Source organism: Pantoea dispersa, assembly GCF_019890955.1.
Taxonomy (GTDB): domain Bacteria; phylum Pseudomonadota; class Gammaproteobacteria; order Enterobacterales; family Enterobacteriaceae; genus Pantoea; species Pantoea dispersa.
The window spans coordinates 1,579,819-1,604,917 of the sequence record NZ_CP082346.1 but is presented as its reverse complement, the minus strand read 5'-3'; the positions used below and the strand labels follow the sequence as shown (position 1 = coordinate 1,604,917).

Genomic DNA, 25,099 nt, shown 5'->3' with positions numbered 1-25,099 from the left:
GCACACATTGTAGCGGCGCGATTTATCGCGCTGAGTTAAACACTCCACAGCTGCCGGAATGCGCAATGAATTGCGCCGCTACGATCCGTGCGGGATTGAATTTCTGCACCACCATCCTGCACACTTTGTAGCGGCGCGATTTATCTCGCTGAGTGAAACATTGCACAGTTGCCGGAATGCGCAATGAATTGCGCCGCTACGATCCGTGCGGCATTGTAGTTCTGCACCACCATTCTGCACACATTGTAGCGGCGCGATTTATCGCGCTGAGTTAAACACTTCACAGTTGCCGGAATGCGCAATAAATTGCGCCGCTACGATTCGTGCGGGATTTAATTTTTGCACCCCCATCCACACACATTGTAGCGGCGCGATTTATCGCGCTGAGTGAAACACTGCACAGCAGCCAGAATGCGCAATGAATTGTGCCGCTACGATTCGTGCGGCATTGAATTTTTGCACCACAATCCTGCACATATTGTAGCAGCGCGCTAACCCTTGCTGTGCAGCAACTGACTGGCGGTGTCGCTAATCACCTGCGCCATGCCGCGGTCGCCCTTCGCCATTGACGACATAAAAGCTTTGGCCTGCTTAAGTGTGATATGCGGCGGCAGCGGGGCCACTTCCGGATCGGTTTTCACCTCCAGCACTACCGGTCGGGTGGCGCTGAGCGCCTGCTGCCACGCCGCCGCCAGGTCTTCGGGCCGGTCGACATAGATGCCCTGCAAACCGAGGCTGTCGGCAAAGCGCGCATACTGCACATCCGGCAGCTGCTGCGAAGCTTCAAAGCGCGGATTGCCTTCCATTACCCGCTGTTCCCAGGTGACCTGATTGAGATCCTGATTATTGAACACGCAGACAATCAGGCGCGGATCGGCCCACTGCTGCCAGTATTTCTGAATGGTGATCAGCTCGGCCAGGTTGTTCATCTGCATCGCCCCGTCGCCCACCAGCGCCACCACTGGCTGAGTGGGAAAGGCAAATTTCGCGGCGATGGCAAACGGGACGGCGGCACCCATGCAAGCCAGCCCACCCGACAGCGTGGCGCGCTGGCCCTGCTTCACCCGATAATCGCGCGCAAACCAGTTGGCGCAGGAGCCCGAGTCCGAGGTGACAATCGCATCTTCCGGCAGCTGCGGGGACATCTCCCACACCACGCGCTGCGGATTGACCGGGTTGGCGGGCGCCATAGCGCGCTGTTCCATCAACGTCCACCAGTCGCGCACCTGTACCGCGATCTCCTCCTGCCAGTGGCGATCCGCTTTATGCGTCAGTAACGGCAATAGCGCACGCAGGGTCTCTGCCGCGTCGCCGTGCAGATTGACCTCGCACGGATAGCGCAGCCCCAGCATCGCCGGATCGATATCGATTTGTACCGCGCGCACTTTACCTTCCGGCGGCAGAAATTCGGTCCACGGAAAACCGCTGCCAATCATCAGTAAAGTGTCGCAATTCTGCATCAGCTCCCACGACGGTTTGGTGCCGAGCAGGCCGATCGAACCGGTGACAAAAGGCGCATCGTCCGGCAGCACGTCTTTGCCCAGCAGCGCTTTGGCCACGCCCGCGCCGAGCACATTGGCAATCTGCACCACTTCAACCGCAGCACCGCGCGCACCAGCACCAATCAGTACCGCGACTTTTTTGCCGGCGTTAAGCACTTCTGCGGCACGGCGCAAATCCTCGTCGTAGGGCACAATCTTTGGCCGCTGATAGCCCGGGCCGGAATGGGTAAATCCGTGCGCATGCTGCGGTGGCTGCCAGTTCTCATCCTGCAGATCTTTCGGCAGGATGATCACCGCGACGCCGTTCTGCGCTTTGGCAATGCGCACGCCGCGATCGACCAGATGCTGGACCTGCGCCGGGGCTGCCGCTTCCTGCACGAAGTTCGCCACATCGGCGAAGATGCGGTCTAAATTCATCTCCTGCTGATAGCTGGCGCCGCGTGCGGTGGTTTCTGCCTGGCCGGCAATCGCCAGCACCGGCGCGTGATCCATTTTGGCATCGTACAGGCCGGTCAGCAGATGGGTCGCGCCAGGTCCGCCGGTCGACAGACAGACGCCGAGCTCCCCGGTAAATTTGGCGTGACCGGCAGCCATAAAAGCCGCCATCTCTTCATGTCGCACCTGAATAAATTCGATGCCTGCACCGGCTTTATTGGCCCGCTGGATAGCGCCCAGCACGCCGTTGATGCCATCGCCCGGATAGCCATAAATGCGTGTGACGCCCCATGCCTGCAGGCGTTCAACAAAGAAATCGCTGGTTTTCTTGCTCATGACGGGCTCTCCCTTAGACGTTTGCAATAAACGTTAAGGGTAGCCGACGAAATGGAATGTGACAGATTACGCCTGTTCGGCGACGTTCGCCGCGTCTGGCTTAGAAATCACCGCCGTTACGCTTAGTTAACCCAGCGCAGGCGAGACCAGCGCAAAGGTCTGCGGCCCGTTGGGTGCCGCCCGCCACGGTATGCCGTGTACCATCGCATAAGGCGCATCGACCTGCGCCAGCCCAAGGTTGAGCAGCCACGCGCCGAGCCGGGCATCGGGCGTGTCCAGCCGGACAAACTGCTGCGTCAGATCCTGCATCAGCTGCGACACCAGCGCCTGCCCCGCCGCAACATCGTCAGCAATCACCGGACCGATAGTCCAGCCGTGTCCAAAGCGGCGGCGACTGGCAAACCCCTGCAACCTGCCCTGTGCATCCTGCAGCACCACGCTTTGCGCCAGCAACTGCTGATGCAGACGCGTGCGCCGCAGCCCGTTCGCCTGATAATCCAGTGCGTCGATGGCGGCGGCATCCGCTTCAACGGCCGGCCGCAGCGTCAGGCCATCCGGTACGATTACCGCAGGCTGCTGCGCCAGCGCGCGCGTCTGGTGCTGCGCCACGCGATCGCAGGCCTGGAAGCCGAGCTTCTCATACAGCACCTGCCCCATATCGGTGGCGTGCAGCCGCACGTTGCAGCCGGAGAATTTTTCCAGCATTGCCTGCATCACCTGGCGGCCAATACCGCGTCCGCGCGCCTGTTCGCTCACAATCACCAGACCAATAGTGGCGGCATCCGGCCCCCAGCGCCAGCCAATCGCCCCGCCGAGATAGTCGCCCTGCGCCTCAACCACCACGCCTTCACCCAGGGCGATGAGCTGCTGCCAGTCTTCGCGGCGGTGCGCCCAGCCCAGTTGCTGAGTCAGGCGATAACCCGCTTCGGCGTCCGCGAGGGTCATGGCGCGCAATATCGTATTCATTCTGTTCTCCCTGAGAGGCGTTCTGCCCGCCAGCTTGCCACGTCCGTTTGGGGAAGCAAATAAAAAAGGCCCGCACCGGGCCAGAGAGGAAACTCAGATTTGGAAATCGATGGCGGGTTCGTCGTCGGTTTCGTAAGAGAGCGCCTGCCGTTTGATCTCTTCCAGTGACAGGTTAGCGTTACACAGTTCAAGGAACTGCCAGACGTAGTTGCGCTGGAGCTGGCCGCGCTTCAGTCCGAGCCACACGGTGTTGGCATCAAACAGATGGTGAGCATCGATCTTCACCAGGTCTTCGCCATCGTAAATATCGCACGCCTGATCGGCGAGGATACCGACGCCCAGCCCGAGTTCGACATAGGTTTTCACTACGTCAGAATCCTGCGCGCTGAGCACGATATCCGGGCGGAGGCCAGCAGCCTGGAAGGCGCGGTCCACGCGCGAGCGACCGGTAATCCCCTGACGATAGGTGATCAGCGGATGGCGGCTGAGGCTGGCGAGCGTGACCGGCTGATTCGCCAGCAGCTCGTGATCGTGCGGTACCAGCAGCGAGTGGTGCCAGCTGAACCACGGGAATGCCGCCAGGCTGGTGTTATTCACCAGCTGCTCCGAGGCAATGCCGACATCAGCCTCACCGGCCAGCAGCATGGCGACGATCTCCTGCGGTGAACCCTGATTGAGTTCCAGCCGCACGTTGGGATAGAGCTGGCGAAACGCTTTGATGACGCGCGGCAGGCTATAGCGCGCCTGGGTGTGCGTGGTGGCGATGGTCAGCACGCCGCTGGTTTCATTGGTAAACACATCCGCCAGGCGGCGCACTTTGCCGGCCTCATCAAGGATGCGTTCAGCAATGGTCAGCAGCGCTTTGCCCGGTTCGGTCATGCCTAACAGCCGCTTGCCACGACGAATGAAGATTTCCACGCCCAGTTCATCTTCCAGATCGCGAATATGCCGGCTCACCCCCGATTGCGAGGTAAACAACGTATTGGCGACTTCTGTCAGGTTGAATTCGCAACGGGCCGCTTCGCGTATAATTTTAAGTTGCTGGAAATTCACACCCTTTTCTCCTGTTTCCTGCCCCTGTTTCGTCCATGTTATGAAGTTGGTGTGATTGCAACAAATAATAAAAAACGGTGTGTTATGCGGAATAGTAATAAGCGTGAGATTGGGGATGGGTGCGCTTTGCCGCCCTCACTCCGGCCCTCTCCCATAGGGAGAGGGAGCGGATCGCGCGAGATTGAGATGGCGTACCGGGATGGATGGCCGCGCCAGACGGTTCCCTCTCCCGCGGGCGGGAGAGGGTTAGGGTGAGGGAAAAAACCTCTCTCTATCAACCCACTAACATCAGCTCGCGCTCTTCCACCATCGGCTTATTCAGCAGCGACAGCAGGATATTTTTGACCGCCTGCGCCGATGGCGACAGCGGCAGGCGCGCTGAGACGTTCAGCGACAGCGGCAGATTCAGCGATGGACTGTTAATGCGTGCCATCCACGCATGCGTTGAACTCACCAGCGCGCGTGCCGCCGATTCCGGCAGTACGGTAACGCCCATGCCGCTCGACACCGCCGCGGTTAAGGTTGAGATCGACTCAATTTCACCGATGATTTTCGCACTCAGACGACGCAGCGAGAACGCTTCGTCCACGCGTTTGCGCACGGCGCTGTAGTCACGCGGCAGGAACAGGTTCATCTGCGCCACGTCAGCCAGATCCACCGTAGTACCCGGACAGGCCGTCGCCCCTACCAGATACAGCTCCTCTTTCATCAGCGGAATGCTGTTGATACCGGCAGTCGGCGCGCGATCGTACAGCACGGCCATATCCAGCTGGCCATTCATCACTTTCTCATTGAGTGAAGTGCCGCTGTTCTCGTGCAGATAGACCAGCACATCAGGATATTGCTCGCGCACCGTTTGCAGCAGCGGCATGGTGAGCGAAGAGGCCGCCGTGCCCGGCGCGAGGCCAATCGATACCTGACCATTGAGCGCCTGGCCAGCGTTGATTACCGCTGTCTGCGCCTGTTCGCACTGGCGCAGGATGGTGCGTGCGTGAGCATAAAGAATTTTACCGGCTTCGGTTGGCGTTACGCCGCGCTTGGTGCGGATCAGCAACTGCTGGTCGAGTTCGTTCTCCAGCGTCGCCACCTGTTGGCTGAGTGCAGGTTGTGCGATATGCAGGACTTCTGCTGCCTGCGTCAGGCTGCCGATATCGACGATTTTTACAAAGTATTTCAGTCGTCTTAAGTTCATATTGCCTCCGTCACGGATCCCCGAATGCCCAAATGATGAGTTCTCAGCCTGCTGGCTTGTGACAAAGAAATTGCAATATGCAGGCCAGGTTTGATCTTTACCCGGCGGGCACTGACCAGAATTTTCCTAACGAACGGGAAAATAAGCGTTTCTGATTACCCCGAATGGGTTAATAAGCCCCGCACATGACCCATAACGTTTATCCGCTGGCGATGACGCACCCTGATGGTGCAGCATTTGCGAGGCAGATGTGCAAAAAAGTGATGACTGCGCGTGCTGCTGTGGTGCAAAACGGGCAGAAAATGCACGGATTGCGGGGGCAGAAAGGAGAATAAAGAGAAATTGCGCGGTGGCTATCAGTGGGAAAACTTATTGTGTCTGACGATGCCGGCAGCCTGGCAGCGTGCAATTACCGCCTTTACCCTGCTCCTCTCCCGGAAGAGAGGAGCAGAACGGGTTAGCGTTTTTTGCGGTTGCGGTGCATATCGATTGAAACCGCTGCGACGATGATCATCCCTTTGATGATGTCCTGCACGTAGGCATCGACGCCAACAAAGGTAAAGCCACTTTTGATTAAACCGAGGATCACTGCGCCGATCAGCGTGCCGGTAATCCGCCCGACGCCGCCCATCAGGCTGCTGCCACCGATAACTGCGGCGGCGATGGCGTCGAGTTCATACGCCATGCCCATGCTCGACTGGCCGCTGCTGACGCGTGCCGCCAGCACCACTCCCGCCAGACCCGAGAGCGCCCCGGCGATGGTATACACGATGATCAGGTATTTATTAACGTTGATGCCCGATACTTTGGCGGAGGTCATGTTGCCGCCAATCGCATAGACATATTTGCCGTAGCGGGTGTGTTTGAGTGCGATGTGGAACAGGAAGGCGACCACCAGGAAGATAATCACCGGCATAGCGCCCTGACCGATGGAGGTGAAACCGTCCGACAGGAAGCTGATCGGGTTACCCTGGGTATAATATTGTGCCAGACCGCGCGCCGACACCATCATACCGAGCGTAGCGATAAACGGCGGAATGCCGGTTTTGGTGATGAGCACACCGTTGACCACGCCGCACAGCAGGCCGACGCCGATGCCGGCGACGATCGGGATGGCGGCGGGCAGATTGACCAGTGACGGATACATCGGCGACAGGCTGTCAGACGTCTGCGCCAGGCTGGCGGCAACCACCGCCGTCAGGGCGATAACCGAACCGGACGACAGGTCGATACCGGTAGTAATAATGACCTGGGTGACGCCGACGGCGATAATACCGATGATCGCTACCTGCAGCACAATCAGCACTAAACGGTTGGTGTTGAGCAAAAATGACTGGTCACGCACGTACCAGCCGGCTATTTCAAAAATCAGCGCAATGCCTAACATCACGACAAAGATGCCGGTGTCTTTCGGCAGTTTATGGCGCAGATTGCCGAAGAAAGAACTCTGTTCGGTGGCCTGCGGGGCCGTTACTTTTACGTTACTCATAGGGGTCTCGTGCCTCACTCGGATGCCAACGACAAAATGGTTTCCTGGTCGGCCTCTTCTTTATCGAGGATGCCGGTTATACGTCCGCCGTGCATCACCATCACCCGGTCGCTCATGCCGAGAATCTCCGGCAGCTCAGAGGACACCATGATGATGGCCACGCCACGGTTAGCCAGTTCACTGATCAGGCGGTAGATTTCGGCTTTAGCGCCAACATCAATGCCGCGGGTTGGTTCATCGAGGATCAGAATCTTCGGTTGCGCCAGCAGCCAGCGCGCAATCAGCACCTTCTGCTGGTTACCGCCACTGAGGTTATTGATGATCTGATCCATGGTCGGCGTTTTAATATTGAGTTTGCGGATCTGCTCCATGCAGTCCTGCGCCATCTTCATGTGGCTAACGAAACCGCTTTTGCCGATGTAATCGGGCATATTGACGATGCTCATGTTCTCCAGCACTGACAACACCAGAAACAGCCCGGACTTTTTACGGTCTTCGGTGAGAAATGCCATGCCCTTCTCAATCGCCGTTGAGGGCGAATCGATTTTCACCGGCACACCATCAATCAGCACTTCACCGCTGTCGAAGCTTTCCATGCCGAACAGGCTCTCCATCACCTCGCTGCGTCCGGCACCTACCAGCCCGGCCACGCCGAGGATCTCGCCTTTGCGCACGCTGAAGCTGACATCGGTAAAGCGGTCTTTGCAGGTCAGATTGCGCACCGTCAGCACTTCTTCGCCGATGGCACTGTTGAATTTAGGGAACAGCTGCGTCAGTTCGCGTCCCACCATCTGGGTGATTAGCGACTGACGGGTAAAGGCGGTGGTGCTATTACTGCCGACCCAGGTGCCGTCGCGGAAGATGCTGATCTCATCGGTGATGGCGAAAATTTCATCCATTTTATGGCTGATATAGATGATGGCTTTGCCCTGGGCACGCAGGTCGCGGATGATGGTGAACAGATGCGCCACTTCGGTTTCCGTCAGCGCCGAGGTCGGTTCATCCATAATCACGATGTCGGAGTTCCACGACACCGCTTTGGCAATTTCCACCATCTGCTGGGACGCAATGCTAAGCTCGCCGACCAGCCGATCGGCTTTCAGACGGATATTCAGCTTGTTAAGCAGTTCCTGCGTCTGCTGATTGAGCTTGCCGTGATCGACAAAGCCGTATTTCATCGGTTCACGACCGAGCCAGATATTCTCCGCCACGGTCATGTAAGGCACCAGATTCAGCTCCTGGTGAATCATGGAAATGCCGGAACGCAGCGCGTCCATGGTGTCCTGAAACTGCACTGGCTCCCCTTTAATGCGGATGGTGCCCTTATCGGGACGATACATCCCGATAAGGCATTTCATTAAAGTGGATTTGCCCGCGCCATTTTCACCCATCAGGGCATGTACCGACCCCGGCTTAATACGCAGTGAGACATTGTCGAGTGCCTTCACTCCGGGGAAGAACTTGCTGATGCCTTCGGCTTCAAGCGCAAAAGCGGTCATACATCACCTCCGTACGGCTTAAGGGGGAGCGATTATTTCTGGTTACGGTTTTCGAACTGCGCCATGTTGTCTTTGGTGATCAGCTGGTAAGGGATGTTGATGATTTTTTCCACTTTTTCGCCGTTCGCCAGTTTCACCGCAGTCTGTACGGCACCTTCGCCCTGACCTTTCGCATCCTGGAATACGGTGGCAACCATTTTGCCATTCTTCAGCATTTGCAGCGCATCAGGCGTACCGTCCACGCCGGCAATCAGGATGTGGTTCGGGTTTTTACCCAGCGCCTGCAGCGCACCAATCGCCATTTCATCGTTGTTTGAGGCAATGGCCTGGATATCGTCACCGGCGGTCATCCAGTTGCTCACCACGTCTACCGCATCGTTACGCGTAAACTTGGCGGTTTGCTTCTGTACCACCTTAATGCCCGGATATTTGGCGACCACCGCTTCGACGCCTTTAGTACGGTCACGGGTTGATTCGTTCGCCAGGTCGCCCATCAGGATCGCCACGTTGCCTTTGCCGTTCATCGCTTTGGCCAGTGCTTCCATCTGCAGACGGCCCGCCAGTTCAGAGTCGGAGCCGACGTACGCCATCTTGTCGGTCAGCTGACCCGCCGGTTTGCGGTTGACGAATACCAGTGGAATACCGGCTTTGGTCGCGGCATCCATGATCGGTTTCACCGCGTTAGTATCGACCGGGTTAACGACGATGGCGTCGACGCCCTGGCCGATGAAGTTTTGTACCTGCTGCAGCTGCTGAGAGACGTCGCCTTTGGCATCTTCCACCTGGCCTTTCACGTTGTCTTTTTGCATCTCTTTTTGCATGGCTGTGCGCAGGATAGTGAGGAAGTTGTCATCAAACAGCGCCATAGAAACGCCCAGCTGGATATCTTTTGCCATCACAGCGGCAGGTAACATGCAAGCTAACAGGGAAGTCACTAACGCTTTTTTGAATTTCATAGGTAACCCTTCTTATTTGTTAACGTGCTCAGGTTGGCTGAGTCCGCGAATGAAAAATATCTTTTACATTCACTCAACGTCGCTGGCGTTTTTTTTCTGTTCGTAGAGGTAAGGCTTCTGGTCTGACGCTATCGGTACCGTGCTGCTCCTTTTTTCAACATCTTCCTTATCAATATGTTACTTTCGAAAGAAGCGTTGAGCGGACAAAACTCGTTTCGGGCGTGATGATAAGCAGTTCATTTGTTTCATCATCTCTTCTTTTGAAATTTTCATCATAAAAGCACTGAAACGATTGTTTTAAAATCGGCAAATAACAAAACTTTGACACGCATCTAACATCTCAAAGGAAATGCGTTTAAAGTGAGATCTTGCTGGCAGTTTGAAATTTGCCCATTCAAGGCAGAAAAGCAGCAATCCGCTGCTTTTACGCGCACTTAAACCAGAAGTGTGCGATCGGGCTTTGACAACGGGGATCGGCATCGCTAATATTCGCCTCGTTCCAACGATTCCTCTGTAGTTCAGTCGGTAGAACGGCGGACTGTTAATCCGTATGTCACTGGTTCGAGTCCAGTCAGAGGAGCCAGATTTAAAGAAGCCCGCTCAGGGAAACCTGAGCGGGCTTTTTGTCTTCTGCGTCCCCCCTTCTCCACACCACCATCCTGCCTTGGCTTGCTGGCTGACCAGCGCTGCATTCACCCTGTCCTCAGTCGCAGGCATGTGCTCCCTGGGGATGCTCCGCAAAAACTCTGTGCCGCTTACGGACTTTAATGACCATTTTTTGTTCTGGCACCAGGCAGTGAGGCGGTAAAACCCGCAGCATGGGCAAATCTGCGCATTCATGTGTGTTTCAACAGGGACAAACACCAGCAAGGGAGCACTTTCTATGAGTAATGCTGTATTTCCAGCAACGGTTTTCACCACCCAGCGGCGTTTTAATGATTACTCTTCTGACGACATGCGTTATGGGGATATCCCGGAAGAGAGGCTGAAAAGAGAGTTTGGACTGGTCAACATATCAAACGTGGTGGATCCTTACACCCTGACCCGATTGACTGCCTTTGATACTCCGCAATCGAGGTTCGCAGGGGCATACAATGGCATACACCGTGGTGGCAAACTCAGCGTTGAACAATGTGCGCAACTACTGTTTGAAGAGATGCAGGTAACTTCTCTGCCTTACTCTTTCATCGGTCCGCACAGATATCTTATCAATCAAATGCTGAGGCATTTTCAGCTTTCACGCGGTTCAGCATTCTATAACGCTCAACTTAATTTAGCGTACCGTGATAAGTTACATTCTGATTATGATGCCAGAAAAACAACGTCGATCATGCGTGAGACCATTGGGTTATTTATTGACTATAACAGCATGGGATTTCCTCAGGAAAAATTAGAGCAATTAACTTCAGCCATTAAATTGTCAATTCTACCGAAATTTGACTCGATGCTACTTGATAAAATTAATGGCATGGGGATTACTGTGCATGATGTCCATGCAACGAAAATAGAAATTATCCGTCTTGATGTTAACAACGCTGGATGGCGTGCGAGTATCAAATTTTCCGGTCAGGATCATTTTGGGCTTGACGCCCGTGATATAGGTAAGCAAAAATTTAGCCAGTTCCAGTTTTTCAAAATCTGGTTTGTCTTGCAACATTTTGACAGATTCGGCTTCCGTCCATTTCTGACTAACATGGAAGCGGTGATCGATATCGAGGGAAAGCGATGATGCGTAAGTCTGTTATTCCAGCCCTGGTGATAGCTTTATGCAGCCTCATTTATCTTTTTTTCGGAAATGATAAAGTTTCTGTTATTGATGCTCATTATGATGGCAACACAGCACAGATTATTGTTAATGATTTACCTTCCGCTGAATCCAGAAAAATTGAATGGTGGACAAATAATCGTGAAAAAATACTGAATAAATATAACATTCCATCTGGAAATAACACGCCATTCCTGATTGCTATTTATGCTTTGGGAAAAGGCTATCAAGCGCAAGGTAACGAAGACAGGCTTTGCTTCTCTGATATGAAACCGCCAAAAAATTGTATCGACAAAAATATTCTTATGATGATTTGGCGTACCCGCGAGGGCGGCGTTAAATATCAATTTTAACATCCAGCCAGATTGAAAGAAGCCCGCTCAGGGAAACCTGAGCGGGCTTTTTGTTGTGGTGAGTTTGCTGGGCGATGGAAGATGATACGGGCCGCTAAATTAAACCCGCCGGACTGATGTCAGCCAGCCCTTTATTTTATAACGTTTTGCCCAGGCAAATGGCCTCTTCCCGGCCGCGGTAGGGTCCGTAATTTTCTCTCTGCCGGTAGCCCTGCCTGATATAAAAATCCACGGCACGCTGATTAACATGCCGGGTTTCCAGCCACAGTTCACGATATCCCAACGTTTTTGCCGCGGCTTCCAGAGCGCTGAGCAAGGCGCAGCCGATGCCCGGCAAACTGCGGTCGGAGAACATCCTTTTCAGTTCAGCGATCCCGGCAGCCACCGGCCGTAACGCGCCGCAGCCGACGGCCGTGCCCTGCGCGTCTCTCGCGATCACCCACAACGCGCCTTCACCCTGAAAGGTGTCAACGCTGGCGCGGCTGTTTCCGCCATCGCCAGTGATAGCCGCAAGCTCTGCGGAGAGTTTTTCAATCAGCCACTGTGATTCCGCCGAGCGCGGGTCTGCGTGTTCAATCTTCACCATCGTGATACCTGTATTAAAGGAGGCTGCTGTGGCGCTACCAGACTGACCTGACATCTACAATAGGTGTTGTTCGTCACCACCCGCTGCAATATCTGGCAGGCAAGTCCGGCGTTTACCCGATATGCTTCTCTTCCTTCCCCGCCAGCGCTTCTTCACTCTCTATCATTGCAAAGAATAACTCGAGCTGCCCGAGCATCATTGACGCGGCCACCGATAACTGGCGTTGTGGTGCCACGCACAGTGACAGAGTAAAGGGTTTTAATACCGTGTCGATCAGCGGAATGAATTTCAGTTCTCCCCGGCGATATTCATCAACAATATCCAGCCAGCACATCAGGCTGATGCCAACATCATCACGCACTAACGATCGCAGCATATGAATGTTATTGGTGCGCCCCACTTCCTTCAGGCGAATGCCAGAACTGTTAATGAGCGCTTCCAGCGGATCGGCCAGCATTAATGGCGCGGCGGGCACAATAAACGGCCAGGGTTCGCAATGGCTAAAGCGAATAGCTTCCAGCGCTGCCAGGGGATGATGTCGGCTAACCACAATCCCCAGACGCAGATCTGCAAAGGATTTCACCAGCAGTTCACGCGAACTTTGTGGGTTAAGCATGATGCCAAAATCCGCATCACCGGCGGTCAGCGCATTCGCGATATGGATATTGCTCATGGTGGTGAGGGTAAACGAAATGCCCGGATAGTCTTCACGGATACGCTGCAGGATTGATGAGAAAAAACCGCGGTTAATGGCATCAATGGTGGCGATATGTACATGGCCATGTCGCAAGCCACGCAGATCCTCTAATTGGGTACAAACACGACCAAAATCACGTTGCCAGTTTTTGGCCGCATTAAACAGGATTTCGCCAGCGGCAGTCATACATAAACCTGATGGATGGCGTTCAAACAACGGCATATCCAGCTGTTCCTCCACGCGCAAAATCTGCCGGTCGATAGAGGAGGCAGAGACGTGCAACACCTCGGAAGCCTTACGTAGCGAACCCTGGCGTGCCACTTCGGTGAAATAAATCAGAAAACGTGAGAAGGCAAACATAGTGGGTGCTCTCTTTTTTGCAACGCATCATGCGAATTAAACAGATGGACGCTTACACAACGGCAAAATAATAATCGCATCCATGATAAAGACAAGGGTATGCGCGGCGCTAACGCTGATGACAGCCCTGCAAAGACAGGCTGATTATGAAATCAACACACCTGGCTGTCACCGTCATCGCAAAGCAGTCCAACGGTGCTGGCAATCTGTTACTGACGCTGGAGAGTGCCAGCGACCAACCGCTGCCGCCTTTTACACCGGGCGCGCACATTGATGTCCACCTGCCGGCGGGAGGGGTACGTCAATACTCACTGTGTTCGCCAGCCAGTGCCGCTGGCTATGAAATCTGCGTGCGTCTTGATCCCGCCTCGACAGGCGGTTCCCGCTGGCTGCATCAACAGCTGAATGTCGGCGATGCGTTAACCCTGTCGGCACCGCGTAACCACTTTCCGCTACCGGATGCACCGCGCACCTTATTATTTGCTGCCGGTATTGGCCTGACGCCACTGCTGGTCATGGCAGAAGCGCTGGCCGGGCGGCAGGCTGAATTCATGCTGCATATCTTTCTCAAACACCATGATGAACTGGCGTTTGCGAGACGTCTGGCGCAGCTCGGTGAGCGTGTCGTCATTCACTGCAGTAGCGAAGGCGACAGCCTGCGCACCCGGATACCTGACGATCTGGAAACATCAGCCAACAGCGCGCTGGTTGCCTGCGGACCAGCTGGTTTCATGCACTACCTGCAGCAGCAAGCGCTGGAACGCGGCTGGCAGCCAGATCAATGGCACAGCGAACGTTTCAATCCTGCAGCCTCCCTGATCACCGCAGGCGACAGCTTCGACGTGGAGATTGCCTCCTCCGGCGCGCGTTATACCGTTGGACAGGCACAAAGCATTGCCGGGGTGCTGGAAGCGGCGGGTATCGATATCGAACTCTCCTGTGAGCAAGGCATGTGTGGTGCCTGCATTACGGGCGTTTTGTCGGGTGAACCCGATCACCGCGACGAGGTGTTAAGCCCAAAAGAGCGTGCCGCGAATGACTGCATCGTTCTGTGCTGCTCACGCGCACGCTCTCCGCTTCTGGTACTGGACTTATGAACATCTATCCAGGCGCAACCGGCGCACGTTTACCCCGCTGGCTCCTGCCAGACAGCTGGCCACAGCAGGACAACCAGCCGCAGCTGGCGACGTTACATTTTCACGCTGACGGGTTGCAGTTCGCCCCCAGTGAAGGAGCGTATGCTGATTATTTGCCTCTTAATGGCGCTCTGGTGCTTCCTGCCCTGATCGAACCGCATGCGCATCTGGACAAAACGTTCACCTTCGAGCGCAGCCCGGCACGCCAGCCCGGTTTGCTGGCTGCGATTACCGCGATGCACCAGGATCGCGTGCACTGGAGCCGTGCAGACCTGCATCAGCGCGCGCATCAGGCGTTGCAATGGGCGGTGGAGAGTGGCGTGGGTTTATTACGCACCCACGTCGATTGGTTCAGCGCGCAGGCGCCGCTGGCGTGGCAGGTTATTGGTGAGTTACAGCATCCTTTATGTCGTATCGAACGCGTGGCGCTCGCCCCGCTGAGTTTTTTCGCCAGCGCGGATGATGCGCAGCATATTGCCACTCAGGTGGCCATCAGCGGTCCGGGCGCGCTTCTGGGTGGTTTCATTCACAGCAGCAACTGGGATGCGCAAGCCTTCTCACATCTTCTGCAAGCTGCCGAACAGTGGCAGCTCGATATCGACCTGCACATTGATGAAGAGTTGAATGCTGATGCCCAGGGCATGCGCTGGCTGGCGAACTACCTGCAACAACATCCGTTCAGTGGTCATATTACCTGCAGCCACAGCTGCGCGCTGTCGCAACAGGAAGATGCGCTGCAGATTCTTGATCGGCTGGCGCTGCACCGGGTGACGCTGATCGCTCTGCCCCTGACCAACCTGCTGTTACAGGACGCCGTGCCCTATCGCACACCGCGTCAGCGTGGATTAACGCTGGTGAAAGAAGCGCAGGCGCGTGGAATTTCACTGCTGCTGGGCGCTGACAACGTGCAGGACGCCTTCTGCCCTCTCGGCAGTTACGACCCCCTGGATACCCTGTTCAGTGGGGTATTGAGCCTGCAGTTGGGAGCTGCCTTTGATGAAGCCTCTCAGCTCATCTGCCAGCCCGATGCTTTCCGTCACAACGATATGGTGATTTTTCCGCATGCCGATACAGCAAGCTGGCCGCTGCGCCGGCGCCAGCGCTATCGGCTTAAACAAGGCGTGCGTTATGGAGAAGAAACTGATGACGCTAGATGAAGGGGCGGGTAAGCCGCTGGCGAAATATGCGGCGTGGCGACGCGTCGGCGACTTTATTTTTCTCTCCGGCATTATTCCGGTGAATCCGCAAACCGCGACGATCGTGCGCGGTTACAGCGATGTTCCCGAAGCAGCGCAACGGCTGCTGGGACGCAGTGGTGAATTTTCTACCGATTTCAAAGAAGGTCCAATCCTGGCACAAAGCTGGTATGTGCTGGAGAGCATCCGCACCACCCTTGAAAGCGCCGGTGGGCAGATGAGTGATGTTTTCAAACTGGTGCAGTACTTTCGCAATCTGGACCATTTCCCGCACTACAGCCGGGTGCGCAAGCAGTTCTTCCCGGACGAACCGCCGGTGTCAACGGTGGTGCAGGTCAGTGAAATGCTGCCGAGCCCGGACGTACTAATTGAAGTTGAAGCCACGGCGTGGTTGCCACAATAACGCGAGGAAACAGTATGTTGCATGGTTATATCCCGGCAAACCGCTTTTTGCCGTACCTGAGCTGGACCGACATCGCCACACTGGATAATAAAGCCAACACGGTGATTGTGTTACCGACCGGCGCCATCGAACAGCACGGTCCCCATCTGCCGTGTGCCGTCGACAGCGTCATTTCATCGGGCGTGGTCGGGCATGCCCTGGCACGTTTACCCGCGGATATCCCGGCTTATGCCATTCCGCCGATCACCTATGGCAAATCCGATGAGCACCTGCACTTTCCCGGCACGCTGACGCTGACCGGGGAAACCTTGTTACATACCATTCTGGAGATTGGTGAATCTCTTTATCGCGCCGGTTTCCGTAAGTTTTTAATGGTGAATGGCCATGGCGGGCAGCCACAGCCGCTGCAGATGGCCGCACGCGAACTCCGTCTGCGACACGGTGACATGATCATCATCATGCAAGACACCTTCAAAGTGCCCAACTGTGCCGAAAGTTTTATGGACGACAAAGAGCGTCAAATGGCGATGCATGCCGGTCATGCGGAAACCGCACTGATGCTGGCACTCGCCCCCGACACAGTGCAGATGAGCAAAGCCGTGGCGAATTATCCGCCTGCCTTCCCCTGCCCGACACTCTCGACCAGTAAACCCATGGCGGCATGGGCTTCTTATGATTTCGGCCCCAGCGGCGTGATTGGCGATCCACAGCCGTCCACGCCCGAACAAGGCGCGGCGATTCTGGATTCGCTGGCGGAAAGTTGGGCACAGGTGATCACCGAAATGCATCAAATGAGCTGGGTAACCCGCGCTGAACCGGCATGGGGCACAGGTCACTGGCAGGGCAAAGTATTAGACCACAACGACGCTGCATCACTCTTAACACCGCGCTAACCAGGGGATCACGATGAATAAAAAATTAAGCATGATTGCCGCACTGTCGCTGGCGCTGTCGGCCCAGAGCATGGCGGCGGAGAAATTCACCTTTATGACCAACTGGTATGCGCAAGCAGAGCATGGCGGTTTTTATCAGGCACTGGCGCAGAACCTGTATAAAGATGCCGGGCTGGACGTCACCATTAAAATGGGTGGTCCCCAGGTTCACACCATGCAGCTGATGGCGGCGGGTCAGGCAGACTGCATCATTAGCGATAACATGCAGGCGCTTGAATCCTGGCAGCAGGGTGTTGAAGCCGTACCCGTTGCCACTACGTTCCAGCACTCGGCAATTGCTTTTCTCACCCATCCTGATGTGAAAGATAAAGCGGATCTGCAGGGTAAAACCTTCCTGCTGGCGGCGGAAGCTTATACCTCCTACTGGCCGTGGGCGCAGAGTGCGCTCAGCCTGAAGAATGCGCGCGTGCGCCCGTACACGTTCAGCATCCAGCCATTCCTCGCAGACAAAACGCTGGTGCAGCAGGGTTATATCACCTCGGAACCGTTTGCCGTGCAGAAAGCCCATGCGCAAGCCAATGTCTACCCGATCAGCGAATGGGGTTACCCGCCCTACGGCAACAGCATTGTGTGCATGAAATCAACCATTGAGAAACGTCCGCAGGCGGTAGCCGCATTCGTTAAAGCCTCAATGCAGGGCTGGAAAAACTATCTGCAGGATCCGAGCGCTGGCAACGTTCTCATCAGGAAAGAGAATCCCCAGATGAGCGAGGAGCAGATCGCCTTCGGTATCGCCCAGATGAAGAAATACCAGATGGTGACGGGCGGCGACGCACAAACGGCGGGTATCGGTATTATTACCGAGCCACGGCTAAAACAGACATGGCAGTTGCTGGTGGATAACAAGCTAATCGATCCGGCCAAAGTGCCGTTTGCGGGTAGCTACACGCTGCAGTTCATCAAAGACGTTAAGGTCATGCCATGAACACCGCCAGCAACATAACGCCGATCAATCCGGACAGCCAGCCACGGCCTGCCGCGCCGCCGGCGATTGAGGTGCTCTCCGCGGAGAAAATCTATCCCAACGGGACGCGGGCACTGCTGCCGGTGGAACTGACCGTGCGCCAGGGCGAGTTTGTTTCACTGCTCGGCCCTTCCGGCTGTGGCAAAAGTACCTTGCTGAAAATGATCGCCGGCTTAATTGAACCCAGTGATGGCAAACTGATGCTATTTCGTCGCGATCGTCGGGAGAATCAACGCGATCTGCCGCTTTCCTTTGTGTTTCAGGAAGCCACCCTGATGCCGTGGAGCACCGTGCATAAGAATGTACGCCTGCCGTTGGATCTGGCGGGGGTACCACGCGGTGAAGCCGACACCCGGGTGCGCGAGATTCTGGCACTGGTTGGCCTGGGCCAGTTTGGTCATGTACTGCCACGCGAGCTTTCCGGTGGCATGCAGATGCGGGTGTCAATTGCCCGTGGTTTAGTGACGCGTCCCCGGGTGCTGTTAATGGATGAACCCTTTGGCGCGCTGGACGAAATCACCCGCAACAAACTGGACAGCGACCTGCTCGATTTGTGGCAGGAGCAAAAGCTTACAGTAGTTTTTGTGACCCACTCGATTCAGGAAGCCGTATTCCTGTCGCAGCGTGTGATTATGATGGCCGCGCGTCCGGGTCGCGTTGTTGATGATATTCGCATTGAAACCAGCCTGCCGCGTGATGATGCGTTTCGAGTCAGTCAGCCGTTTACCCATTATGCGCAGCTGTTGCAGCGCGGCCTGCTCGCAGCCAGTCAGGAGAGCAAAGCATGAAACCGCTTGCAGCAAACCGTAAATTTCAACAATGGCTGTTTCCGGCGGTGGTCGCCATTGCCATGCTGTTACTGTGGCAGTTTCTGGTCACCGCGTTTAAGGTGCCCGCCTTTCTGGTCCCTTCTCCACTCGTCGTGGCGCAAAGCCTGGCGCAAAACTTTCCGGCGTTGTTTATGTCCTTACTTTACACGCTGAAAATCACGGTGATCTCGTTTGTGCTGGCGACGGTTATTGGCTCCATCATTGCGTTTTTACTGGTGCAGAATCGGTTTATCGAGACGGCGTTATTTCCTTATATTGTCTTTCTGCAGGTAACGCCGATTGTCGCCATTGCGCCGCTGATCATTATTTGGGTGAAAGACACCACGTTGTCTCTGGTGGTGTGCGCCACCCTGATGGCGGTGTTCCCGATCATTTCAAACACCACACAAGGTTTACGTAGCGTGTCTCCGGGGCTACTGAGCTATTTCAGGCTAAACCATGCATCGCGCCTGCAAATTTTAATACGCCTGCGCATTCCATCGGCGTTGCCCTATTTCTTTGGTGCGTTGCGCATCTCCAGTGGCTTGTCGCTGATTGGCGCGGTGGTCGCGGAATTTGTTGCAGGCACCGGCGGCACGGATACCGGGCTGGCCTATCAGATCCTGCAGGCTGGCTATCAACTCAATATTCCGCTGATGTTTGCCGCATTGTTACTGATTTCCCTGGCCGGCTTCCTGCTCTTTGCACTGATGTCATGGCTCACGCGCCGCGTACTGGCAGCATGGCATGAGAGTGAATTGAGCCCGAGTTAATGCAACACGGGCGGATCATCAACCGCCCATCACCTCTTCTACTGACAGGAGCTATACATGTCTGAACCCGATCGCCAGTCTGCACTGGCGGCGCTGGTCGCGGCGTTGCCGGAATTTGACTGGATTAAAGAAGCGCCGAAAGTAAAACGTCTGTCACGTGACTTTCACTGGTTTAGCCCGGTGCTTAAACACCAGCTGGAAGAGAAGTTCGCCGAGCTGGCTGTTCGTCCACGCGATGAGAACGAACTGCTTGCCGTTGTGGCAGCCTGTGCAAAAGCCCGTATCCCACTGAATCTCCGGGGGGGCGGCACCGGCAACTACGGCCAGCTGATTCCGCTGGAGGGCGGTGTCATGGTCGACATGACACGCCTGAACAGCGTCACCGCCATGGGTACCGGTACGGTGCGCGCGCAGGCTGGCATTCGTCTGGGCGATCTCGAAGCACATACCCGCCCGCATGGCTGGGAGCTGCGTTGCATGCCCTCAACCTGGAAACTTGCCACGCTGGGTGGTTTATTTGGCGGCGGTTTTGGCGGAGTAGGATCGATTAACTACGGTCCGCTGGCCGCGCCAGGCAACGTGCTGTCAATTCGTATGATGACGATGGAAGAGACACCGCGCATCATTACGTTGCAGGCACCGGACGCCCTGCTGTTGCATCATGCTTACGGCAGCAATGGCATCGTGCTGGAGATCGAGTTGGCACTGGCACCCTGCCACGACTGGATAGAGCGCCTGGATACCTTCGCCGATTTCCCCTCTGCAATGGCTTATGCCGATGCGCTGGCGCGTTCACCTGGCATTGTTAAACGCCAAATCGCGGTATTTGCCGCACCGGTGCTGGATTATTTCAGCGATTTAGCGGAGGCGCAGATTCGGGCTCAACACGGTGTCATTTCAGTGACCGGAAGCGAGAGTGATGGCCTGCTGCCCGCCATCCTCGCACAACACAACGGCCGTAATGCATTGCACTTTGCCGAAGGGGAAAATAGCGGCCATTCCCTGATTGAATATTGCTGGAACCACACCACCCTGCAGGCATTGAAGGTTGATAAAACCCTGACTTACCTGCAAACCGCTTACGCTGTGGATAATTACCATCAACAGGTGCTGGCAATGGAAGCTGAATTATCGGATGAGGTGATGTCACATATTGAATTTCTGCGCGACATGAACGGCGCGCTCACCTGTAGCGGCCTGCCATTAATCCGTTACAGCAGCCCGGAACGGCTCAATGCCATTATGGATATTTATCGTAGCCATAATGTGAAAATAAATAATCCGCATGTCATTCATATTGAGGATGGCAAACAAGGTATGGTGCGGCCTGATGTGGTTGCCCTAAAATCCGCCTGCGATCCTTACAACTTATTAAACCCCGGCAAGCTACGTGGCTGGGAAGTACGTGAAACCTTGCCGGCGGTACTTATTCCCGGCGTTAATTGATCATCACTTTTTATTTACGGCATAACTCACCGCCGGGTGATCCTCTCACCCGGCTGGCATCGTTACGCTTTCCTCAACGGGTGTGTTTATTCAGGGATCATGCAATGAGAGCACTAAAACGTGTCGGTTTACTTGCGCTGTTTTTCCCCTTCGCGCCAGCAACACTGGCTGCGACACAAAGTAATATCAGCGACTGTCATTACGATGCCAGCGGTGTAGACAGCTTCAGCGATATATTCACCTGCGGTACCGTTAGCGGCAGTTTGCGTACGCTCTACTACTCCACACACAATGCCTATTTTTCCAAAGGCTTTAATCAGGACACCACCAGTTACGGCGGCAGTGTGAAATATGAAACGGCTCCCGCGTATGGTTTTCGCGCTGGCGTGAGCGCCATCTTTTTGCGGGGGATTGATCACCCGGATGAAGCGCATACCATCAGCGACATTGGTGATAATCAGACCAATATCGGGGAAGCTTATTTAAGCTGGCAACAGGATGATTTTAAAATTACTGCCGGCGATCAACGCATTAACATTCCCTTCGTCGGTGACTATGACTGGCGTATTACACCGATACTCTTCAGGGGCGTTGATGCCAATTATGGCGACAGCACCCAGTATTTGCATGCGACCAAAGTCTGGCGCTACAAACCCTGGGGCGACGATCAGTTCCTGGATACCACGGCCTATTCGGATATCGATGAGCGCACTAACGGCATGTGGGCGATAGGTGGCGGACAGGGCACGCAGTGGGATAACAAAAAACTTACCGGACAAGTGTGGTATCAGGAATATGCTGATTATTCCCGCGTTGTCTATGGCGAAAGTCATGTGCAGTGGCAGGATACATTGTTGCAGCCGGATGTGGCTCTGCAGTTTATTCGCGGTACCAGCTTAGGGAAAGCGCTGGCCGGAGAGGTCAATAGCACCTCTTACGGTGCTCAGCTCGCGCTGAGTTTCACTCCTGCACTGAACTGGAAATTGGGCTACGACCATATTGCTGCCAGCCCCAATAGCTGGGGTAACGGTTCACTGGTGGTGCCTTATGCCCACAACAGTTCATCGGGTCCCTATTTCGCCCAGCCGTTTTTCACCAGTACCCAGGATCTGGGCAGTGGCAATGCGTATATGACCAACCTGAACTACGTGCTTAATGAGCATCTTTCTCTGGGTACACAATATTCGTTTATGGATTTAAAACCCTCGGCACAGTCTGCCAGCATTAATCAGTCGGAATATCTGGTGTATTTCACCTGGGCGTTCAGCGGTGTATTAAAAGGATTAAGCGTGACCGATTTTGCTGGCGTGCAGACATCGCCTCTGTACGATTCACATTTCTGGCAGAATCGTTTGAGTTTGCAATACGACTTTTAAACATTCATTCCATCAGAATTAACTGTCTTTACCTGCTGCTCAGGATGAATTGCTGATTAACCCATAGGCCCCTTTAACAGGGGCCTGTTGAGTTTTTTGACGACATGCACCGCCAGCGCCTGATGCGAAGCATTTGTCTGCAGGAGAGCGTACTGGCGCAGACGTGTTTCTCAGTGCCGCCTGTCAATGCGCTGCACCAGCCGATCGCCGAGCCACTGGATACCGCACACCAGCACGATCAGCACGGCGATCACCGCCACCATCACCGCCGTGTCAAAACGCTGATAACCGTAGCGAATTGCCAGATCGCCCAGACCGCCCGCCCCGATGGCACCCGCCATTGCCGAGGCGCCGATCAGCGCCACCAGCGTGACGACAAAACCGGAAAGAATGCCCGGCAGCGCTTCCGGAATCAGCACCTCCCAGACAATACGTAATTTGCTGGCGCCCATGGCACGCACCGCATCAATCAGCCCGCGATCGACATCGCGCAGTGACACTTCCGCTACCCGGGCAAAATAGGGCGTGGCGGTGATCGATAACGGCACAATTGCGGCCCAGGTGCCCAGAGAGGTGCCGACCAGCAGACGGGTAAAGGGAATCAGCGCCACCAGCAGAATAATGAACGGCAGCGAGCGAAAGCCATTGATCACCACACCCAGCAGGCGGTTGATGCTCTGGTTTTCAGCAATGCCGCCGGGGCTGGTGGTCACCAGAATCAGTCCCAGCGGTAATCCGGCCAGCAGCGAAAACAGGCCGGCCACCGTCGTCATCAGCAGCGTTTCACCCAACGCGTTGAGCAGTAAATCAATCATCACTGGCGACATAACCGACCAACTCCACCTGTGCCTGCTGCGCACGCAGCCAGCTGAGAACCTGATACTCATCGGCAGCGTTGGCGGCCGGGAGCGCAATAAAGAAACGCACTACCGCGTAGTGCTGAATGTGGTCGATGCCCCCCTGCAGCAGGCGAAATTTACCCTGCAGAGCGCTGGCAAACTGCGTCAGCAAATCCCCCTGCGCCGCCACACCAGCAAAGTGAACGCTATAGATCGCCTCACCTTCACGCTGTTCGCTGAGCCGCGCTGCGAGATTCTCCGGCAGCTGCGGCAGCAGCCCGCGCAGCAGCGTGCGCGTCAGCGCGGATTGCGGATGGGCGAACACCTGCCACACCGGGCCCTGCTCGACAATCTCCCCGGCGTCGATGACGGCCACGCGATGCGCCACGGATTTGATCACCTCCATCTCATGCGTGATCAGCAGAATGGTGATACCAAGCTGCTGATTGAGCGATTTCAGCAGCGCGAGAATCGAGCGGGTGGTTTCCGGATCGAGCGCCGACGTGGCTTCGTCACACAGCAGCAGCGCCGGGCTGGCGGCCAGCGCGCGGGCAATGCCGACGCGCTGTTTTTGTCCGCCGGAGAGCGCCGCCGGATAGTGTCCGGCCTTGTCGCTCAACCCCACCAGCGCCAGCAGTTCCGCTACGCGCTGGTTGCGCTGTGCCTTTTCCATGCCAGCTATTTTCAGCGGCAGCGCCACATTCTGCGCCACGGTTTTTGCCGACAGCAGATTGAAGTGCTGAAACACCATGCCAACGCGACTGCGCACCGCCTGCAGCTGCTGTTCTGACAGACCGGTAATACGCCGCCCTTCAATCTCGATTACGCCTTCGTCGGGCTGCTCCAGCCCGTTGAGACAGCGAATCAGCGTCGATTTTCCGGCGCCGCTGCGCCCAATCAGGCCAAGGATTTCGCCTTTTTGCACTGTCAGTGAGACATTGCGCAGCGCCTGTGTCTGGCCGAAACGGCGCGACACGCCCTGCAAACGCACCACGTTGCTGTGCTGCGCCACGCGATCGCGTACCTGAGCCTCTTCGATCACGCCGCGCGCCACGGCGGTCAGGGGCACGGTGGCCTCGGAAAATAGCGTCATGGATGGGTTCCTTACCAGGCGGTTTCGCCCGTGCCTTTGTAGACCTTGTCAAACACCGTTTTGACGGCATCGTTCTGGTACGATGCCACCAGGGTTTTCACCCACGGGGCGCTGGCGTTCTCTTTTTTCACCGCGATAAAGTTGTTGTACGGATTGTCTTTCACCGGCTCCTGCGCGATACGATCCGCCGCGGTCAGACCGCTTTTCAGCGCCCAGTCGGTATTGACCACTGCCGCATCGAGATCCGGCACCGAGCGACCAATGATGCCGGAATCCAGCTCTTTGATTTTCAGGTGATGGGGATTGTCAGTGATGTCGGCCGTGGTCGCGGCAATGCCGACGCCCGGTTTGAGTTTGATCAGCCCCTGTTGCTGCAGCAGCACCAGACCGCGTGCCTCGTTCGACGGATCGTTAGGCACGCCGATTACCGCTCCGTCTTTCAGAGCGGCGGCGCTTTTCACTTTCTTCGAATAGAGACCGATCGGCCAGACGGCGGTATCGCCGACGCGCACGATATCGTAATGATTGACCTTGATTTGATTATTCAGGAACGGCTGATGCTGGAAGGCATTGGCATCCACTTCACCATTCTGTAACGCTTCGTTGGGCTGATTATAATCATTGAAAATCACGGTTTTCACCGTCAGCCCTTTCGCGGCGGCCTGCTTTATTACTTCACGCCAGACGTCTTCGTCCTCGCCGCTCATGATACCAACCTTCACCGCGGTTTTATCCGCCGCCTGCGCCACTGAAAACGGCGCGACCACGCTGCCGGCAACCAGTAACGCGCCGACGGTTAACAACAATTTCTTTTTGGCTGATACAAAGCGTGTGTGCATAAATTATTTCCTGAGTGTTATTATTACGCGAGTCAAAATAAGCTGCCGTGATCGACAGATACGCGCAGTATACGCAGTTGCTT

24 protein-coding genes and 1 tRNA gene are annotated in these 25,099 nt (G+C 55.6%); 13 read left to right on the top strand and 12 right to left on the bottom strand.

Features of this window, described 5'->3' with window-relative positions; genetic code table 11:
- Positions 1-491: 491 nt before the first annotated feature.
- From K7H94_RS07310 to nac, 4 genes are all read right to left on the bottom strand, one after another.
- Positions 492-2,273, bottom strand: a complete 1,782-nt coding sequence (locus K7H94_RS07310) for a thiamine pyrophosphate-requiring protein (RefSeq protein ID WP_058757344.1) — start codon at positions 2,271-2,273, stop codon at positions 492-494.
- Positions 2,274-2,399: 126 nt separating this feature from the next.
- Entirely contained in the window at positions 2,400-3,239 is an 840-nt protein-coding gene (locus K7H94_RS07305; RefSeq protein WP_222951883.1) for a GNAT family N-acetyltransferase, read from the bottom strand.
- Between the two features lie 93 nt (positions 3,240-3,332).
- A complete protein-coding gene (gene cbl, locus K7H94_RS07300) occupies positions 3,333-4,292 on the bottom strand; it encodes an HTH-type transcriptional regulator Cbl (RefSeq protein ID WP_021509789.1) in 960 nt (319 codons plus the stop codon).
- Positions 4,293-4,566: 274 nt separating this feature from the next.
- Positions 4,567-5,484 (bottom strand): nitrogen assimilation transcriptional regulator NAC, encoded by a 918-nt coding sequence (gene nac, locus K7H94_RS07295; protein WP_021509788.1) that lies wholly within the window; start codon positions 5,482-5,484, stop codon positions 4,567-4,569.
- A gap of 185 nt (positions 5,485-5,669) precedes the next feature.
- On the opposite strand from nac, the gene K7H94_RS07290 reads away from it, so the two are divergent.
- Positions 5,670-5,819 carry a hypothetical protein gene (locus K7H94_RS07290; protein ID WP_155519939.1) on the top strand — a complete coding sequence of 50 codons (150 nt, stop codon included), beginning with the start codon at positions 5,670-5,672 and terminating at the stop codon, positions 5,817-5,819.
- Between the two features lie 122 nt (positions 5,820-5,941).
- Here K7H94_RS07290 and K7H94_RS07285 read toward each other — a convergent pair whose 3' ends face one another.
- From K7H94_RS07285 to K7H94_RS07275, 3 genes are read right to left on the bottom strand one after another with little or no spacing between them, the layout of a single operon-like run.
- Positions 5,942-6,973 carry an ABC transporter permease gene (locus tag K7H94_RS07285; protein ID WP_058777949.1) on the bottom strand — a complete coding sequence of 344 codons (1,032 nt, stop codon included), beginning with the start codon at positions 6,971-6,973 and terminating at the stop codon, positions 5,942-5,944.
- Positions 6,974-6,987: 14 nt separating this feature from the next.
- Positions 6,988-8,472 carry a sugar ABC transporter ATP-binding protein gene (locus K7H94_RS07280; protein ID WP_021509786.1) on the bottom strand — a complete coding sequence of 495 codons (1,485 nt, stop codon included), beginning with the start codon at positions 8,470-8,472 and terminating at the stop codon, positions 6,988-6,990.
- A 32-nt stretch (positions 8,473-8,504) separates the two neighbouring features.
- Entirely contained in the window at positions 8,505-9,428 is a 924-nt protein-coding gene (locus K7H94_RS07275; protein ID WP_058782055.1) for a sugar ABC transporter substrate-binding protein, read from the bottom strand.
- Between the two features lie 507 nt (positions 9,429-9,935).
- Here K7H94_RS07275 and K7H94_RS07270 point away from each other — a divergent pair.
- From K7H94_RS07270 to K7H94_RS07260, 3 genes are all read left to right on the top strand, one after another.
- A tRNA-Asn gene (locus K7H94_RS07270) sits at positions 9,936-10,011 on the top strand.
- Between the two features lie 300 nt (positions 10,012-10,311).
- The gene (locus K7H94_RS07265; protein WP_222951882.1) at positions 10,312-11,157 is read left to right on the top strand and encodes a DUF3289 family protein; all 846 of its coding nucleotides are present in this window, start codon (positions 10,312-10,314) and stop codon (positions 11,155-11,157) included.
- Positions 11,154-11,546 (top strand): DUF943 family protein, encoded by a 393-nt coding sequence (locus tag K7H94_RS07260; RefSeq protein WP_245001406.1) that lies wholly within the window; start codon positions 11,154-11,156, stop codon positions 11,544-11,546. Before K7H94_RS07265 ends, K7H94_RS07260 begins: the two co-directional genes overlap by 4 nt.
- Before the next feature lie 136 nt (positions 11,547-11,682).
- Here the strand turns inward: K7H94_RS07260 and K7H94_RS07255 are convergent, their stop codons facing one another.
- A complete protein-coding gene (locus K7H94_RS07255) occupies positions 11,683-12,132 on the bottom strand; it encodes a GNAT family N-acetyltransferase (RefSeq protein ID WP_222951881.1) in 450 nt (149 codons plus the stop codon).
- A 112-nt stretch (positions 12,133-12,244) separates the two neighbouring features.
- The gene (locus tag K7H94_RS07250; protein ID WP_222951880.1) at positions 12,245-13,189 is read right to left on the bottom strand and encodes a LysR family transcriptional regulator; all 945 of its coding nucleotides are present in this window, start codon (positions 13,187-13,189) and stop codon (positions 12,245-12,247) included.
- Between the two features lie 146 nt (positions 13,190-13,335).
- Here K7H94_RS07250 and K7H94_RS07245 point away from each other — a divergent pair, with 146 nt between their 5' ends.
- The 9 genes from K7H94_RS07245 to K7H94_RS07205 all read left to right on the top strand — a co-directional run bounded on the left by K7H94_RS07245 (position 13,336) and on the right by K7H94_RS07205 (position 22,245).
- Complete coding sequence (locus K7H94_RS07245; protein WP_181444743.1) at positions 13,336-14,286, top strand: PDR/VanB family oxidoreductase; 951 nt, start codon at positions 13,336-13,338, stop codon at positions 14,284-14,286.
- Positions 14,283-15,482, top strand: a complete 1,200-nt coding sequence (locus tag K7H94_RS07240) for an amidohydrolase family protein (RefSeq protein ID WP_141495254.1) — start codon at positions 14,283-14,285, stop codon at positions 15,480-15,482. The genes K7H94_RS07245 and K7H94_RS07240 overlap by 4 nt, the downstream gene beginning before the upstream one ends.
- Positions 15,469-15,924 (top strand): RidA family protein, encoded by a 456-nt coding sequence (locus tag K7H94_RS07235; protein ID WP_141495596.1) that lies wholly within the window; start codon positions 15,469-15,471, stop codon positions 15,922-15,924. The genes K7H94_RS07240 and K7H94_RS07235 overlap by 14 nt, the downstream gene beginning before the upstream one ends.
- Before the next feature lie 14 nt (positions 15,925-15,938).
- Positions 15,939-16,817 carry a creatininase family protein gene (locus K7H94_RS07230; RefSeq protein WP_141495253.1) on the top strand — a complete coding sequence of 293 codons (879 nt, stop codon included), beginning with the start codon at positions 15,939-15,941 and terminating at the stop codon, positions 16,815-16,817.
- Positions 16,818-16,830: 13 nt separating this feature from the next.
- The gene (locus K7H94_RS07225; protein ID WP_088518058.1) at positions 16,831-17,802 is read left to right on the top strand and encodes an ABC transporter substrate-binding protein; all 972 of its coding nucleotides are present in this window, start codon (positions 16,831-16,833) and stop codon (positions 17,800-17,802) included.
- A complete protein-coding gene (locus K7H94_RS07220; protein ID WP_141495252.1) occupies positions 17,799-18,629 on the top strand; it encodes an ABC transporter ATP-binding protein in 831 nt (276 codons plus the stop codon). Before K7H94_RS07225 ends, K7H94_RS07220 begins: the two co-directional genes overlap by 4 nt.
- The gene (locus tag K7H94_RS07215; RefSeq protein WP_104189730.1) at positions 18,626-19,423 is read left to right on the top strand and encodes an ABC transporter permease; all 798 of its coding nucleotides are present in this window, start codon (positions 18,626-18,628) and stop codon (positions 19,421-19,423) included. Before K7H94_RS07220 ends, K7H94_RS07215 begins: the two co-directional genes overlap by 4 nt.
- A gap of 57 nt (positions 19,424-19,480) precedes the next feature.
- Complete coding sequence (locus K7H94_RS07210) at positions 19,481-20,869, top strand: FAD-binding oxidoreductase (RefSeq protein ID WP_222951879.1); 1,389 nt, start codon at positions 19,481-19,483, stop codon at positions 20,867-20,869.
- Positions 20,870-20,973: 104 nt separating this feature from the next.
- Positions 20,974-22,245, top strand: coding sequence for a TonB-dependent receptor (locus tag K7H94_RS07205; protein WP_222951878.1), 1,272 nt, complete (start codon positions 20,974-20,976; stop codon positions 22,243-22,245).
- A 170-nt stretch (positions 22,246-22,415) separates the two neighbouring features.
- Here the strand turns inward: K7H94_RS07205 and K7H94_RS07200 are convergent, their stop codons facing one another.
- The 3 genes from K7H94_RS07200 to K7H94_RS07190 are packed head-to-tail and all read right to left on the bottom strand — an operon-like array spanning position 22,416 to position 25,016.
- Positions 22,416-23,072: a methionine ABC transporter permease gene (locus K7H94_RS07200; RefSeq protein WP_141495249.1), complete on the bottom strand. Its 657-nt coding sequence runs from the start codon at positions 23,070-23,072 to the stop codon at positions 22,416-22,418.
- Positions 23,053-24,177, bottom strand: a complete 1,125-nt coding sequence (locus tag K7H94_RS07195; protein WP_141495248.1) for a methionine ABC transporter ATP-binding protein — start codon at positions 24,175-24,177, stop codon at positions 23,053-23,055. Before K7H94_RS07195 ends, K7H94_RS07200 begins: the two co-directional genes overlap by 20 nt.
- Positions 24,178-24,188: 11 nt before the next feature.
- Complete coding sequence (locus tag K7H94_RS07190) at positions 24,189-25,016, bottom strand: MetQ/NlpA family ABC transporter substrate-binding protein (RefSeq protein ID WP_222951877.1); 828 nt, start codon at positions 25,014-25,016, stop codon at positions 24,189-24,191.
- Positions 25,017-25,099: the final 83 nt, after the last annotated feature.